Origin of the sequence: Cryobacterium arcticum (assembly GCF_003185895.1) — a bacterium.
Taxonomy (GTDB): Bacteria; Actinomycetota; Actinomycetes; order Actinomycetales; family Microbacteriaceae; genus Cryobacterium; species Cryobacterium arcticum.
On record NZ_QHLY01000012.1, the window covers coordinates 861,046 to 875,310 of the forward strand.

Below are 14,265 nucleotides of genomic sequence, written 5' to 3' on the forward strand. Positions count from 1 at the left end.
GAGCTTACCGGGTGGAATGCCCCCCTGACGGGGGCGATCGCTGATGCCGGTCGGGTCGCCGTGCAGGCTGCCTAGGCGGACTGCACGGGTGTCGACGCGAACAGCACCCGGTCGCTGGACACCAGGTCGTCCAGGCTCAACACCCGGTCGAGGTCATGGCCGGCCGCGCGCGCCATGCGCAGCTGATCGTCGGTTTGAGGAGCGAGCCTGCCCTCCATGAACCCGTTCAACGCCCGAACCGCGCACGCTGTGAGCACACCCTCCGGGGTGCCACCGATACCCATGGCCAGGTCGATCGGCCCGCCGGGACTGGCCGCGAGGATCGCGGAGGAGACGTCGCCCTCCCCCGCCAGCACGACCCGTGCTCCCGCGGCCCGCAGCTCAGCCACGAGGTGGGTGTGCCGGGGCTTGTCGAGCACGGCAACGGAGATCTCGGTCACCGGCTTGCCGAGTGCCAGCGCGAGCCGGCGCACATTCTCGATGGGGGTCGCCCGCAGGTCGAGCACTCCTCTGGCCGGGGTGGACGAGATCAGCTTGTCCATGTAGAACACGTCGGTCGGGTCGAACAGGGTTCCCCGAGGCGCCAGGGCGATCACACAGACGGATCCGGGCAGTCCTTCCTGTACCAGCCGGGTGCCGTCGAGCGGGTCGACGGCGATGTCGCAGGCGGGACCCCGGCCGTTGCCGAGCTCCTCGCCGTTGGCAAGCATGGGCGCTTCGTCCTTCTCACCCTCGCCGATCACCACGAATCCCGCGAAGGGCGCGGCCCACAGCACGTCGCGCATCGCGGCGACGGACGCCGCATCCGCCGCGTTTTTGTCGCCACGACCGAACCAGGCGCCGGCAGCCTGCGCGGCGGCGGCCGTGGCGTGGGCGACGGCCGCGACCAGGGCGGCGGCGTAGTGTTCTGCCCCGATCACGGTGGTGCGGGCGTCGAGCGTGGTGCCCCCGGCGCGCACGCCGAGAGGGTCGACGGCGTCGGTTGCGGCTGGGCTGGTCATGGTGTTCCCGTCATGGTGTGATCCGGCCACGAGCGCGGGCCGGGTCTCGGGCAACCCGTGTCCGGGCGCACCATGCCGATGCTACTCGCCGCGCCCGGTTGCACCGGCGCGCCGACGCCAAGTCCCGATACTGTCGTCGGGTGATCAGAGAACATGCCCTGCTGCCCGTCGTTCCCGGCCGGGAGGACGACTTCCTCGTGGCTTTCCGCACCGCCCGTGCGCTGATCGAGTCGATGCCGGGCTTCCGTGGGCTCAGCCTCTCCCGGTCGATGGAGGCGCCGTCGTCTTTTCTCCTCTTGGTCGACTGGGACCGGCTGGAGGACCACACCGAGGGGTTCCGCGGCTCGCCTGAGTACGCGGTTTGGAAAGCGTTGCTGCACCCGTTCTACGACCCGTTCCCCGACGTGCAGCACTTCGTCGACGTGAGGTGACCCTCCCCGGCCCCGCCGGCGACCACCCCGCGCCCCGACTTGCCGGTCTGGCAACTCTGTTTGTCAATTTCGCCGGCCCGCTTCACGATGGATCCATGACTACCCCCGGCGCCCCGCATCCGCTTTCCCGACCCGCACACAGCACAGCGCAATCGCATCGGGTGTTCCCGACCACACCCGAATCCGTCGTCGACGTCGTCATCGTCGGCGGTGGTGCCGCCGGGCTCAGCGCCGCAGTGGTCCTCGGCCGAGCTCGACGCTCCGTTGTCGTCGTCGACGGAGGAGCGCCGCGAAACGCGCCGGCCAGCGGCGTACACAGTTTCCTCACCAGGGACGGGCTGAGCCCAGCCGAACTGGTGCGCCTCGGGCAGGACGAGGCGCGGGGCTACGGAGTCACCGTCGTGTCCGGCCAGGCCGTGGACACCCAACGCTCGGCTGAGGGCTTCACGGTCACCCTCGGCACCGGCGCCACCGTCGTCGGCCGCCGCCTGGTGGTCGCAACCGGTCTGGTCGATGAGCTTCCCCCGGTGCCCGGCCTCGCCGACCGGTGGGGTCGAGATGTGCTGCACTGCCCGTATTGCCACGGCTGGGAGGTGCGCGGCCAGGCCATCGGCATCCTGGGAGTCGGCCCCACATCGGTGCACCAGGCGCTGCTCTTCCGGCAGTGGAGTGACGACGTCACCCTGTTCCTGCACTCCGGCATGCTGGACACCGGCGGTACCCTCGACGAACGGCACGGCCCGACCGAGACCGAGTGGGAGCAGCTCGCCGCCCGCGGGATCGGCGTCATCATCGGCCCGGTCGAGTCCCTCGTCGTTCAGCAGGACGCCCTGACCGGCGTTCGCCTCGCCAGTGGGCGCGTGATCCCGGTGCAGGCGCTCGTGGTCGCACCGACTTTCACCGCCCGTACCGAGTTCCTGGCCGGGCTCGGGGTGCGCTCCTCGCCGCATCCGATGGGGGTCGGCACGCACCTCGAGACCGATGACACCGGGCGGGTGCTGAGCGCCGGTGCTGTGGTTCCCGGGGTGTGGGCGGCCGGTAACGCCGGCAATCTGATGGCCCAGGTCGTCGGTGCCGCCGCTGCCGGGCTCAGCGTGGCCACCGCCATCAACGCGGATCTCGTCCAGGAGGAGGTGGCGCTGGCAGTGGAGCGCTACCGCCGCCCGTTCTCCGCCGAAGCGGAGGCCCGCACTACGATCGCTGTGCTCGGTGAGAGGCGGCACGGCGTCGGCGCAGCCCGCCAGGAGGAACGCTCGTGAGCGACCTCTTCGACGCGGATTACTGGAATGACCGCTACGGCGCCCAGGACGACGTCTGGAGCGGCCGGCCGAACCCGGTGCTGGTGAGCGAGACTATGGCGCTTCAGCCCGGCCGGGCGCTGGACATCGGCTGCGGCGAGGGTGCTGACACGATCTGGCTGGCCGGCCGGGGCTGGCAGGTCACCGCTGTCGACTTCTCCGCGGTGGCGCTCGAACGTGCCGCGACTCGAAGCCGGCAGGGAGCCGGCGACCCAGCCACGCCGTCGGCATCGGCATCGGCATCGGCGAGCCGGATCACCTGGGAACAACACGACGTCACCGAGTGGTCTCCGCCTGCCGCTGCCTACGACCTGGTGAGCGCACAGTTCATGCACCTGCCGGCGACGCAGAGAAGCCCCCTCTTCGCCGCGCTGGCCGCCGCCGTGGCGGCTCGGGGCTCGCTGCTCATCGTGGGGCACGACATCTCACACCGGCACGGCCCCGCCCTGTTCCCGGACCCGGACCTGTTCTTCACCGCGGAGGAGGTCGCGGCGGCCCTCGATCCGGCCGACTGGCAGGTGGACCTGGCCGAGTCGCGGCCGCGTGTGGCGCCTAGGCCCGACGGCACCCGGGTCATGGTGCATGATGCCGTGGTGAGCGCCCGCCGGCGCTGACGTGGCCAGGGTAGCGCCGGTGCGGTGGACAGATCGACGCTCTAACCCCGAGTGCCGAACCAGGTGGTGACGCCCGGCGAATACAGCACGGAGTCAGGTGGGCGCACTCCGGCCAAGCCGGGAAACCCGGCAGCGGCCAGCAGGGTGTCGTCAAGGGCGACCAGCTCGGCCGCGTAGAGCCGCCACGGCTCGTGGTGGTTGCGCAGCCGGAGCGTGCGGCCACGTACCCGGGTGAACAGTGCCCACCTGGCGGTGAGGAAGTCGGCCAGGGCATCTCCCGACACGGGCCGGTTGGTCGGCCGCAGCACGATGCGGCTGCGAGCTCCCGCCCGGAAATGGCGGGTCGAGCTGTAGCGGTACTCCCCCGCATGAACCTGAATTGTGGTGCGCGACCACACGTAGGGAAGCGAGAACAGGGCCCGTGCCGCCAGCACGGCGGCGAGCCTGGACGCCTCCAACGAGACGAAAACCACGCCACGCCGACCTTTCGAATCGACAGCGTAGAGGCGCACATTCACCTCGACGAATTCACCGAAATACGGGATCGGCGGGCTGCCGAAAACGGTCGCCCGGTCCAGCACGAAGGGGATCAACCCGACCCAGCTGGAACCGTCGAACACATCCGGACGCAGGCCCGCCGGCAACAGCGGTGCCACCTGGTCGGGGTCGACCCGCCAGTGCAGAAAAGCAAGGTGTGTCCAGCGCTGGCTGGCCGTCGCCCGGCCGACCAGCGGCGGGGCGACGGCCGAAATCGGCCAGGCGTCAGACATCGGGCGTGGTTAGACGGCGTCTGCCGTCACGGGGTCGCTCGCCACCGGCTTCACGCCGTCGGAGTGCACAGAGACGCGCGCCTGGGCCTTGGCCAGCGCGCTGCCGGCGGCCGTTCCGCCGATCAGGCCCCCGAGCAGATCCTTGATGCCGACGCCCATGGTGGAGCTGAGCACGGCGTCGACCTCGGAGAACCCCGACGCCACGTTCTTGCTCAGCTGGCTCGCGCCGTCGGTCGAGATCACGGTGAGCTGGTCGATGTTTCCCATCGGGGCGGCCAGCTCGTGGGCGATCTTGGGCAGCATCTCCACCAGTCGCAGCTGGATGAGGGCTTCGGACTGCTCGGCGACGGCCTGGGCGCTGAGGCGTGTCGCCTCGGCTTCGGCGGAACCCCTGGCGAGGATGGCGTCGGCGTTGGCCTGGCCCTCAGCGCGGATGGCTTCCGCCGACGCGACCCGGCTGTCCCTGTCGGCGTTGGCGGCCGCGACGCGGGCTTCGGCTGCGGCGGCAGCGGAGACCCGCACCCGGTACGCATCGGCATCCGCCACTGCGTTGACCTCGGAGTCGAGCTCGGCCTTGCGCAGGTTCGCGCGACGCTGTGCGGTCAGTTCCTGTTCCTGCACGATGTTCTGCTGGGCCTTCGCCTCGGCGAGCGGCTTGGCGGCGGCGGCTTCCGCCGACGCCTTGTCGGTGTCCAACTGCAGCGCGGCCTTGCGCAGAGCGAGCGTGTTCTGGGCCTCGGCTACGGCCTGCTCAGCGATGATCGACGCTTCCTGCGCCTCGCGATTCGCCTGGTGCTCGGCCACCTCGGCCTGACGGCGCACCTTGGCCTGCTCGGCGCGACCGAGGTCGCGGATGTAGTCGTTGGCGTCGGTGATGCCCTTGATCTCGAACGAGTCGACGTCGACGCCCTGGTTGGCAAGCGACTCCCGGGCGGTCGCCAACACCGACGTGCCCAGTTCATCGCGCTTCTGGATGATGGTCATGACATCGGTCGCACCGATCGAGGAACGCAGCGAACCGCTGAGCACTTCCTGGGCGAAGTTGTCGATGTTCTTGTCCTGCCCGGTGAACCGCTGGGCGGCGGCCCGGATGGCCGTGGGGTCATCGCCGACCTTCACGATAGCGACGGCCTCGACGGTCAGCGTGATGCCGTTGCGGTCCTGGGCCACGGCCGTGATCTCGATCGCCCGGCTGCGCAGGCTGATCTTGAATGCCTTCTGGAAGAACGGGGTGATGAACACGCCCTGGCCGTGCACAACTCGCTGGCCGGACTCCTCGAGGGTCGCACCGTCCACGATGGTCTTCTTGGACTTCTTGCCGGTGATGACCAGCGCTTCGTCTGGTCCGGCGTTCTTGTAGACCGAGCGGGCATAGACCAGCACGATGAGCCCGACCACCAGTACCAGGAATGCGATACCGAGAATCGGAATGAGGAGTTCAAACATGTGTTCCTTCCGGTCCGCACTCGGCGAACGTGACGTCGCGCAGCCAGAGGGGCCCCGCTCCCTCCCAGTAGGCTAGCGGTCCCGGTCGGCCGTGTGGGGGTCGGAAGGGATGATTGTGTCGTCAGGCCAGCAGTTTCGCCTTCGCAGCAGTGAACTCTTCGTCGCTGAGCGCACCGGCGCTGTGCATCTGCGCCAGCTGGCCGAGCTGGTCGAGGAGGGCGTTCTGCTGGGGCGGCGCGGCGGGCGGCGGCGGCTGTTGCGCGGCGTATTGGGCCTGCTGGGCCTGAGCCTGCTGCGCCTGGTAGTCGGCCTGCTGTTGCGCTTCTTGTGCCTTGGCTTCCTGGTGCCGGGCGACACCGCCGCTCACAGCCGTGGCTGTGCCGGCGACGACGGCCGTGCGCGCCGCCATCCCGATGAGGCCGGGGCGTCCGAAACGTCGTGGTGACATGATCGATCCAATCTGGTCGGGTGCGAGCTGGGAGCTGTTCTATCGGGCGACGGCGAGTACCGCATTGACGATCGGGGCCGGAATCCGCTCGTGGTGGAGAACCGCACCGCCGGATGCCGCCAACACCGACGAGAACCGCCGGGCCCAGGTCAGCTCGATGACCAGCACGGCCGCCGAACTGCCGGGCTGGAGCTGCCCCGCGAGCTCCTCCACGTCTTCGAGTCCGGCAAGGCCCAGTTCGCCCAACTCGAGATCGGGCAGTTCTGCCCTGTCCGGCAGCTCCTCCACCTCGACGATGCGCAGGTCTCCCGCTTCGCTACGGGCGACGAAGACCAGGTCGAGCAGGGTGATGGTCTTGTCTTCCACCAGGTCGAGCAGGGCTTCGCTCAACGCCGGGCCCGGCCTGTCACCCTCGAAGGAGATGAGCAGTATCTCCACCGGGCCGTATTCGAACTCCTCCATCGGCTGTCCCTTCGTCGCGTGTGTTCGCAGTGTCGCCGTGCACCCCACCAGGTCGATTCACCCAGAGCGGGTGAATCTGGTCAGAGCAGTCCCCGGTCCTGGGCGATGACCACGGCATCGGCCCGGTTCTTGGCGTCAAGCTTCTGGTAGATGTTGCGCAGGTGGGTCTTGACCGTGTTCGGGCTGACGTTGCGTTTGCGGGCGATCTCGAGAACCGACTGGTGATACGGCAGTTCGCGCAGCACCTCACGCTCCCGCTGCGTCAGCACGGGCGAGTTGAGCGCACGATCGGCCGTCGCCGGCCGTTGGTCGACGCGCACGTCGGCAGCGCGCTGCAGAATCTGCCGGGCGAACTCATCCAGGTCGCCGAGGCGGCCCACTCGCGCCTTGACCAGGCCGACCCCCTGCCCGCCGCGGTGCAGGAACGCGCGCTCCGCGCCGAACTGGCTGGCCAGGCGCAACGCGCGAAGGAGGCGGGTGTCGGATTCGACGTGACGCCCGGAGACGTCGGCGACGTGCGCGAGGGCCACCCACGCGCTGACGATACTGCTCCCCCGCCAGGCGGTGCGCTCGTCGACGGCTGCTGTCCTCAAGCGTGCCTCCGCGGGGTGGCCCGCCCGGGTCGGCGGCACCAGCAGAAACCTGAGCAACAGGGCTTCCAGCGAGTCCTCGCCGAGGACCCGTTCGACCAGGCGCACCAGCACTTGGGTTTCGGCGCGTCCGTCCAACGCGCCGCTGACCTCGATCAGGGGAACGCAGCACAGGCTCAGGGCACGCGGATGTTCGGCGCCCACTTCGCGCATCAAGAGCGTCAGCCGGTCGAGAGCCTGCCTGGACGTCGGAGTAGCGCTCAACTGCGCCAGGAGTGCCAGGACCTGCGCCGGCACGCTCACCCCGGCATCCGATTGGGTCTCGCCCACGGCCGCGAGCTCGTCGAGGATCAGGGGATCAAGTGGCAGGCAGCGTTCGTAGCGCTCGATCATGGCGTACAGCATGGCGCGGCTGGAGATGTCGTCAGCCGCGCGACCGGCGGCTCTGGACGCAGCCATCTGGCTCTCCAGCATCGCCACGTGCAACCAGTTGCCGCCGTGTCCGGCTGCCGTGGCCGCCAGGTCGCTCGCCACCAGGAACAACCACTCGAAGCCGGTCACCCTCGCGGTTTCCGCCACCTCGCGCAGTGTGTCCTCGGCCGGTTGGGGCTGGCCGAGCCGGTCCAGGCACCGTCCTTCTGCCGTCGCCGCGAGCAGGTCGACGGCGGGGTCGCCCCGAACGAACGAGGCGGAACCGGTGCGCACGGTGTGTAGCCGGCTCTCGACATCGGTGCGGTCCGTGGCGTGCAGCGCATGCAGGATGTCCACGATCGCGGCCCAGCGGGTGAGGCCGGGGTCGACCGGGCCGGCCTTCCGGGTCGCCGTGATCGCGCCGTCTGCGGCGTCGAAGAGCTGATGCACCCGCCGCCTGGCCGGGAAGTGCGGTGCAAGCAGCAGCAACCGCATGGCCAGGGTGGCGGGCTCGGCCGGCGCGCGCTGAACCCGGCCCAGGGCGCGCCCGACCAGGTCGGTCTCCCCGGCGAGGGCCAGGTCCAGGCCGTATCGCTCGAGCATCTCGACCACGACATCCGAATCGCTCGCCTGGAGTGACTGCGTCAGCGCGGCGGCACCGTCGGCTCGGTCTGAATACCAGCGGGATGCCTGGGCATGCCGGGCGGCCGCCTCGCTGGAATCCCGTCGGCGCCCCTCCGCCTGCAGATAGGCGAGCAGGATGGGGTGATAGCGATAGTCCTCGCTGCCGTCGGCGTCGGGTTCCCGCCCGATCAGGGTGTTCCGCCGGGCCAGACGTTCGAGCACGTCGCCGGCGTCCGCGCGCTCGGTGACCACCACGGCGAGATCGAGCGGCACGACCTCCCCCACGGCCGAGCGGAGCAGCACCTCCCGGTCAGCGTCGTCGAGACCTGTCACGATCTCCGCGCCGAGATAGTCTGCCACCGCGCGGTTGTCACCATTGAACCGGCGCAGGTCCAGGTCGTCCCCCTCGGCCGTGCGCGTCATCGCCAGAGCCAGCGCCGTCGCCCACCCGCCGGTGTGCCGCCAGAGCGCGGTACCGTCATCCTGGCTCAGCGGCACCCCCTGGTGACGGGCGAGGGCGAACGTCTCGTCGAGCGTGAAGGCGAGGGTGTCGTCCGGGCACTCGATGAGTGCGCCTGAGGCTTCCAGCGGAGCAGTGCCGGACACGGGGCGGTACCGACCCGACACCACGAACCGCAGGTCGCTGTCGCTGCCGGAGAGCCCGTCGAGCAGGTCGGTGAGCTTCGGGCCGAACGGCTGGTTCGGCGCACGCGGTCCGGTGGCCACTGCCAGATGCAGGTCATCGATGAAAACGAACCGGCGCAGGCCCGTATCCGGCTCCTGCCGGTCCACAGCCAGCCCGGGCCAGGCGGTGCGGACTGTCCTGCCCCCGTCGAGGTCACGACCGCTGAACCAGTGCACGGGGTGATTCAGCGCGTGCATCCGCCGTGCCCATGCCGCCATCAGGGTCGTCTTGCCCGATCCGGCCGCGTCCCAGAGCGCGAGCACTCGGGCATTCGGGCTCTGCAGGCGCTCGAGGAGCACATCGAGCCGTTGCCGATGCAGGTACCAGGAGGGTTCGTCGAGGAGGTCGCGCGGGAGCGGTGTGGCTGCGGCTTCGCCACGAGGGGACGATGCGGGGTTCACTGAAGATGGGGGGTGCAGTGAAGATGCGGCGTCCACTGAAGATGCGGGGTTCAGTGAAGATGCGGGGTTCAGTGGAGGGGCCATCGGGCATGTTCCTCGAATCGCTTCCGGTGGGCCTGACGCCGGCTGACCTGGCCGCACTGCGTGTGTACCGGCCCCAGCCGCACGACATGAGCCGCACTATAGGACTCCGTCAAGGCCCCGGATCACCGGGACCTTGACGGAGCTGCTCGCGGCGTTCGGGTCACCGCCAGTGAGGTGATACTGCCGCGGTGGCCCGGCCTGGTCAAGGGGGTAGCCCTACCGGATCGGCGAGGCGTTCCGGCGGGCACGCTGGCGGGTGACTGCCCGCTCAGCGCCAGCCGTACCGCGTGCGCAGGGCACGTTCGATGAGGGTGTACCGGGCGGAATCGATGAAGGTGCCTTCACGGCGCACAACGTCCGGTGAGACTCTGAACACCCGGTCGACGGCGGCCCAACTCGGTCGACGGTCGCGGTCCCAGTCCCCCACGCCGAGTGGAACGAAGTCCGCGTCACCGGTGTGGTCCTTGCTGGTCAGTTGCACAGCGAGCACGGCGCCGCCGGTGAGCGTCGCCACGACGACAACGGGGCGGTCCTTACCCCTGCCGTCACGTTCTTCGTAGGGAACCCAGGTCCAGACGATCTCGCCAGGGTCGAGAGCACCGTTCGGGCTGGGCGCGTAGCCCCACCCCGGCCGGCGCACCTGGACCGGGTCGAGTTCGACCGTGGCGGCAGGGCCGGACTGGCCCGCGCTGGGCTCAACCTCGGGCTCGCCGGGGCCGGCGGACGTCCTCGGAGCCGGCCGTGGTGTGCTGCGGCCCGACGGCGGGCGGGCGCCGACGAGGGCAGAACGAAGGGCGGTGAGGAAGCGTCGGGTGCGTGACACACCCGAACACTACCTCACCACCCTGTCGGAGGTGGCTACCGCCTAGTTGACGAGCGCGTAGCCCTCTTCACCGTGCACCGAGGTGTCGATGCCGGCGACTTCGTCTTCGTTCTTGACGCGGAAGCCGATGGTCTTCTCGATGGCCAGGCCCAGGAGGTAGGCGACGACGAACGAGTAGATCAGGACCGAGAACGCGGCGATGGCCTGTACGGCCAGCTGGCCGAGGTCTCCACCGACGAAGAGGCCGGTGTCGATGGCGAAGAAGCCCAGGTACAGGGTGCCGATGAGACCGCCGACGAGGTGGATGCCCACGACGTCGAGCGAGTCGTCGAAGCCGAACTTGAACTTCATCTCGATGGCCATGGCGCAGACGGCGCCGGCAACGACACCGAGCAGCAGGGCCCAGCCGGGCTCGAGGTTGGCGCAGGCCGGGGTGATGGCGACGAGGCCGGCGACGGCTCCCGATGCGGCTCCGACCGAGGTGGCCTTGCCGTCCTTGACCTTCTCGACGATCAGCCAGCCGAGGATCGCGGCGGCGGTTGCGCCCAGGGTGTTGACCATGATCAGGCCGACGTTGGCGAGGCCGTTGAGCCATTCGGCACCGGCGTTGAAGCCGAACCAGCCGAACCAGAGAATGGAAGCGCCGAGCAGGACCAGGGGCACATTGTGCGGCTTGGTGATGCCCTTCTGGAAGCCGATGCGCTTGCCGAGGACGAGAGCGAGAGCGAGGGCTGCTGCACCGGCGTTGATGTGCACTGCGGTACCACCGGCGTAGTCGATCACGCCGGGGAGGCCGAGGGTGTCGCCGAGGCTCATGATCCAGCCACCGCCCCAGACCCAGGCTGCGACCGGGAAGTAGACCAGGGTGGCCCAGATGCCGGCGAAGATCATCCAGGACCCGAACTTGGCGCGGTCAGCGACGGCGCCGGAGATCAGGGCGACGGTGATGATCGCGAAGGTAGCACCGTAGGTGGCGCCGAGGAGGTCTGTGCTGCCGGTCTCACCGGTGGCGAGCGAGCCGAGCCCGAAGTCGGAGAACGGGTTGCCGGCGAACTGGGTGGGTGCGTCCACGGCGCTCATGTTGAATCCATACAGGATCCACAGGACGGTGATCAGTCCCAATGCTCCGAAGCTCATCATCATCATGCTGACGACGCTCTTGGCCTTGACCAAGCCGCCGTAGAAGAACGCGACTCCCGGAGTCATGAACAGCACCAGTGCGGTGGCCGTCAACCCCCATGCAATGCTTCCCGTGTCCATAGTTTGTCCTCACACCTCTCGAATTTGCTGGGCGTAACCGAGGGCCGCAGCGATCGTGCGGGTTGCTATGTCAGTCTCGGGTACGCCCTTCAGTCTCCGACCACGACGTTTCAAGAGGTGCACCGGCGTGTTTCCGGCAGGTTACGCAACCGGTGCGCAGGTTAATACCGTGTTTCGACCGGGGTTACTCCGCTTGCGGCGGCAACTCCCCCGTCGTCAGGGCGACCATGCGGGATTGGGAGCGCTGGTACTTCTTGCGGTAACCGCCCTGCAGCATCTCCGCGTCGAAGACATCGTGCAGCGGCAGGCCGGTGGCGATGATCGGGATCTCCGCGTCGTACACCCGGTCGATGAACGCCACCAGGCGCAACGCATCCGTCTGATCGGTGAGCAGGTAGACGTTCTGCAGCGCGATCACATCGAGGCCGGCGATCATCTTGATGTACTTCGACGGGTGCACGGTGCTCAGGTGGGTGATCAGTGCGCCGAAGTCGTCGACGCTGACCGTCGAGCCGCGTTCGACCAAGGCCCCGGCTAGGCGGACCAGCTCCTCCGGCACCACGGCGGCGGCCTGCCCGGCGGTGTCGCGCCGCCGATAGTCGAGACCATCGATACGTACCGTTTCGAAGTTCGCCGACATGGCCTGGATCTCGCGCAGGAAGTCGGCGGCAGCGAAGCGCCCCTCCCCCAGCGAATTCGGCGGGGTGTTGCTGGTGGCGGCGACCCTGGTTCCTGTGCTGATCAGCTCGCCGAGCAGCCGGGTCATGAGCATGGTGTCGCCGGGGTCGTCGAGTTCGAATTCGTCGATGCAGATGAGTTTGGCGCCGGTGAGCTGCTTCACTGCCTGCGCATAGCCGAGCGCGCCGACAAGGGCGGTGTACTCGATGAAGGTGCCGAAGTACTTGGGACCGGGCGCCTCGTGCCAGAGCGCCGCGAGCAGGTGGGTCTTGCCCACCCCGAATCCGCCGTCGAGGTAGATGCCGGGAAGTTCATTCCTGGCCTTGCGGGTGCGGGAGAAGAAACCGCCCGGCCGCGCCCGCCAGGCGGCAAAGGCGTTCAGCCGCTCCACCGCATCCAGCTGCGAGGGGTAGTCCAGGTCGGGCCGGTACGACTCGAACGACGCGTGCTCGAACTGCGGCGGCGGCACGAGTTCGGCCACAATCTCGGCGCCGGTGATCGACGGCGACCTGTCGATCAGGCGCAACGGTGTCTCGCGGGTCGTCTGGGTCAGCTCTGACATCCGGTTCCTGTCTGTCGCAACCGGCATCCTGACGGAATTTCGGTGTGGGGTTCTGCCTTGTAGAACTCGGGGGCTGTGGTTTATGGAAGGCCCACGCCCCGCCTCGAAACGTCATCTTCCCAGCGTGCCCCGGCGTGTGCCGGGCTGCGCAGGTAGATTCGGTTCGCGAGTTGTCCACCAGCCTAAATGCACACAGACCGGGGCCGGGCCGCAGAAACGGTCTCGGCTCCTCAGGAGGAAACATGACCGTCGAAACAGATCCATCCGCACGGTTCGCAGAGTTCGCCCATCCGGAACGCCTGGTCTCGACCGACTGGCTTCAGGAGCACCTCGGCGCACCGGGTCTTGTCGTCGTCGAATCCGATGAGGACGTTCTCCTCTACGAAACCGGTCACATTCCCGGTGCGGTCAAGATCGACTGGCACACCGACCTCAACGACCCGGTGCAGCGCGACTATATCGACGGCGCCGCCTTCGCCGCACTGGTGGGCCGCAAGGGAATCGGTCGCGACAGCACTGTCGTGATCTACGGCGACAAGAGCAACTGGTGGGCCGCGTACGCCCTGTGGGTGTTCACGCTCTTCGGCCACACGGATGTGCGGCTGCTCGACGGAGGTCGCCAGAAATGGTTGGCAGAGGGGCGCGAGGTCACCACCGACCGCGAGTCGGCCGAACCGGCCGCCTATCCGGTGGTCGAGCGGAACGATGCACCGATTCGCGCCTTCAAAGAGGACGTGCTCGGGCACTTCGGCCACCCGCTGATCGATGTGCGCTCGCCGGAGGAGTACAGCGGGCAGCGCACGACCGCGCCGGCCTACCCTGAGGAGGGTGCGCTGCGGGCCGGCCACATTCCCTCTGCGGTCTCGGTGCCCTGGGCCCGGGCCGCCGCGGACGACGCCACCTTCCGCAGCCGGGCGGAGCTCGACGCCATCTACCGCGACGAAGTGGGCCTGACCGGCGACGAACCCGTCATCGCGTACTGCCGCATCGGCGAACGGTCCAGCCACACCTGGTTCGTGCTCCAGCACCTGCTCGGCATTGAGAATGTGCAGAACTACGACGGCTCCTGGACCGAGTGGGGCAGCGCCGTGCGCGTTCCGATCGTGCAGGGAACCGAAGCCGGCACGGCCCCGGCTCCCCGGTGACGACGGGACGATGGCGGCGTCGGGCAGGCGTTCACCAGCAGCCGCGGCGGGCATGGCAGAATTAACCCGATGACCAGTACGGAATTGCCTGCCCAACTCGCGGAGATCCGCGAGGACTTCCTGGCGCTCGAACAGAGCGACCGCTTGCAACTACTCCTGGAGTTCTCCAACGAGCTGCCCGCCCTGCCGGAGCGTTACCAGGACCATCCCGATCTGTTCGAGCGGGTGGTGGAGTGCCAGTCGCCGGTGTTCATCGTCGTGGAGGTCGACCAGGACCGGGCCGTGCACCTGTACGCGACCGCGCCCGCCGAGTCCCCCACCACCCGTGGTTTCGCGTCGATCCTGGCCCAGGGACTGGACGGACTCAGCATCGACGAGGTGCTGGCCGTTCCGGATGACTTTCCGCAGACGATCGGTCTCACCCAGGCGGTGTCGCCGCTCCGGCTGCGCGGCATGACGGCCATGCTGGGCCGCACCAAACGTCAGCTGCGCGAACGCGCGGCAGCGCTCACCGCGTAGTCCAGCCGGCCGG

The 14,265-nt window shown here is 68.8% G+C and carries 14 protein-coding genes; 5 read left to right on the forward strand and 9 right to left on the reverse strand.

The window, feature by feature from the left end; translation table 11 throughout:
• Positions 1-71 precede the first annotated feature (71 nt).
• Positions 72-1,001: a class II fructose-bisphosphatase gene (glpX, locus tag CTB96_RS13700; protein ID WP_110127415.1), complete on the reverse strand. Its 930-nt coding sequence runs from the start codon at positions 999-1,001 to the stop codon at positions 72-74.
• Between the two features lie 140 nt (positions 1,002-1,141).
• Here glpX and CTB96_RS13705 point away from each other — a divergent pair, with 140 nt between their 5' ends.
• The 3 genes from CTB96_RS13705 (at position 1,142) to CTB96_RS13715 (ending at position 3,344) form a co-directional block, all read left to right on the forward strand.
• Positions 1,142-1,432 carry an antibiotic biosynthesis monooxygenase family protein gene (locus CTB96_RS13705; RefSeq protein ID WP_110127416.1) on the forward strand — a complete coding sequence of 97 codons (291 nt, stop codon included), beginning with the start codon at positions 1,142-1,144 and terminating at the stop codon, positions 1,430-1,432.
• A gap of 95 nt (positions 1,433-1,527) precedes the next feature.
• Positions 1,528-2,691: an NAD(P)/FAD-dependent oxidoreductase gene (locus CTB96_RS13710; RefSeq protein WP_110127417.1), complete on the forward strand. Its 1,164-nt coding sequence runs from the start codon at positions 1,528-1,530 to the stop codon at positions 2,689-2,691.
• Complete coding sequence (locus CTB96_RS13715) at positions 2,688-3,344, forward strand: class I SAM-dependent methyltransferase (RefSeq protein WP_110127418.1); 657 nt, start codon at positions 2,688-2,690, stop codon at positions 3,342-3,344. Before CTB96_RS13710 ends, CTB96_RS13715 begins: the two co-directional genes overlap by 4 nt.
• 41 nt (positions 3,345-3,385) lie before the next feature.
• Here the strand turns inward: CTB96_RS13715 and CTB96_RS13720 are convergent, their stop codons facing one another.
• The 8 genes from CTB96_RS13720 to zapE form a co-directional block, all read right to left on the reverse strand.
• The gene (locus CTB96_RS13720) at positions 3,386-4,114 is read right to left on the reverse strand and encodes a YqjF family protein (RefSeq protein ID WP_110127419.1); all 729 of its coding nucleotides are present in this window, start codon (positions 4,112-4,114) and stop codon (positions 3,386-3,388) included.
• Positions 4,115-4,123: 9 nt separating this feature from the next.
• Positions 4,124-5,560, reverse strand: a complete 1,437-nt coding sequence (locus tag CTB96_RS13725) for a flotillin family protein (RefSeq protein ID WP_110127420.1) — start codon at positions 5,558-5,560, stop codon at positions 4,124-4,126.
• Between the two features lie 121 nt (positions 5,561-5,681).
• Positions 5,682-6,008, reverse strand: a complete 327-nt coding sequence (locus CTB96_RS13730; protein WP_110127421.1) for an SHOCT domain-containing protein — start codon at positions 6,006-6,008, stop codon at positions 5,682-5,684.
• A 39-nt stretch (positions 6,009-6,047) separates the two neighbouring features.
• Entirely contained in the window at positions 6,048-6,470 is a 423-nt protein-coding gene (locus tag CTB96_RS13735) for a DUF6325 family protein (RefSeq protein WP_110127422.1), read from the reverse strand.
• Between the two features lie 80 nt (positions 6,471-6,550).
• A complete protein-coding gene (locus CTB96_RS13740) occupies positions 6,551-9,181 on the reverse strand; it encodes a LuxR C-terminal-related transcriptional regulator (protein ID WP_181397260.1) in 2,631 nt (876 codons plus the stop codon).
• 352 nt (positions 9,182-9,533) lie between these two features.
• Positions 9,534-10,088: a type II toxin-antitoxin system PemK/MazF family toxin gene (locus tag CTB96_RS13745; protein WP_110127424.1), complete on the reverse strand. Its 555-nt coding sequence runs from the start codon at positions 10,086-10,088 to the stop codon at positions 9,534-9,536.
• 42 nt (positions 10,089-10,130) lie between these two features.
• Positions 10,131-11,348: an ammonium transporter gene (locus CTB96_RS13750; RefSeq protein ID WP_110127425.1), complete on the reverse strand. Its 1,218-nt coding sequence runs from the start codon at positions 11,346-11,348 to the stop codon at positions 10,131-10,133.
• A 184-nt stretch (positions 11,349-11,532) separates the two neighbouring features.
• Positions 11,533-12,588: a cell division protein ZapE gene (gene zapE, locus CTB96_RS13755; RefSeq protein WP_110127426.1), complete on the reverse strand. Its 1,056-nt coding sequence runs from the start codon at positions 12,586-12,588 to the stop codon at positions 11,533-11,535.
• A 242-nt stretch (positions 12,589-12,830) separates the two neighbouring features.
• Between zapE and CTB96_RS13760 the strand changes: the two genes are divergently transcribed.
• Both CTB96_RS13760 and CTB96_RS13765 read left to right on the forward strand, forming a co-directional pair.
• Entirely contained in the window at positions 12,831-13,733 is a 903-nt protein-coding gene (locus CTB96_RS13760) for a sulfurtransferase (protein ID WP_110127427.1), read from the forward strand.
• A 69-nt stretch (positions 13,734-13,802) separates the two neighbouring features.
• Entirely contained in the window at positions 13,803-14,252 is a 450-nt protein-coding gene (locus tag CTB96_RS13765; protein ID WP_110127428.1) for a SufE family protein, read from the forward strand.
• The last annotated feature ends 13 nt before the right edge of the window (positions 14,253-14,265 follow it).

Coding starts and splice junctions, on each gene's coding strand:
- glpX (WP_110127415.1), bottom strand. CDS start 1,001: ATGACCAGCCCAGCCGCAACCGACGCCGTCGACCCTCTCGGCGTGCGC.
- CTB96_RS13710 (WP_110127417.1), top strand. CDS start 1,528: ATGACTACCCCCGGCGCCCCGCATCCGCTTTCCCGACCCGCACACAGC.
- CTB96_RS13720 (WP_110127419.1), bottom strand. CDS start 4,114: ATGTCTGACGCCTGGCCGATTTCGGCCGTCGCCCCGCCGCTGGTCGGC.
- CTB96_RS13725 (WP_110127420.1), bottom strand. CDS start 5,560: ATGTTTGAACTCCTCATTCCGATTCTCGGTATCGCATTCCTGGTACTG.
- CTB96_RS13730 (WP_110127421.1), bottom strand. CDS start 6,008: ATGTCACCACGACGTTTCGGACGCCCCGGCCTCATCGGGATGGCGGCG.
- CTB96_RS13735 (WP_110127422.1), bottom strand. CDS start 6,470: ATGGAGGAGTTCGAATACGGCCCGGTGGAGATACTGCTCATCTCCTTC.
- CTB96_RS13750 (WP_110127425.1), bottom strand. CDS start 11,348: ATGGACACGGGAAGCATTGCATGGGGGTTGACGGCCACCGCACTGGTG.
- zapE (WP_110127426.1), bottom strand. CDS start 12,588: ATGTCAGAGCTGACCCAGACGACCCGCGAGACACCGTTGCGCCTGATC.
- CTB96_RS13760 (WP_110127427.1), top strand. CDS start 12,831: ATGACCGTCGAAACAGATCCATCCGCACGGTTCGCAGAGTTCGCCCAT.
- CTB96_RS13765 (WP_110127428.1), top strand. CDS start 13,803: ATGACCAGTACGGAATTGCCTGCCCAACTCGCGGAGATCCGCGAGGAC.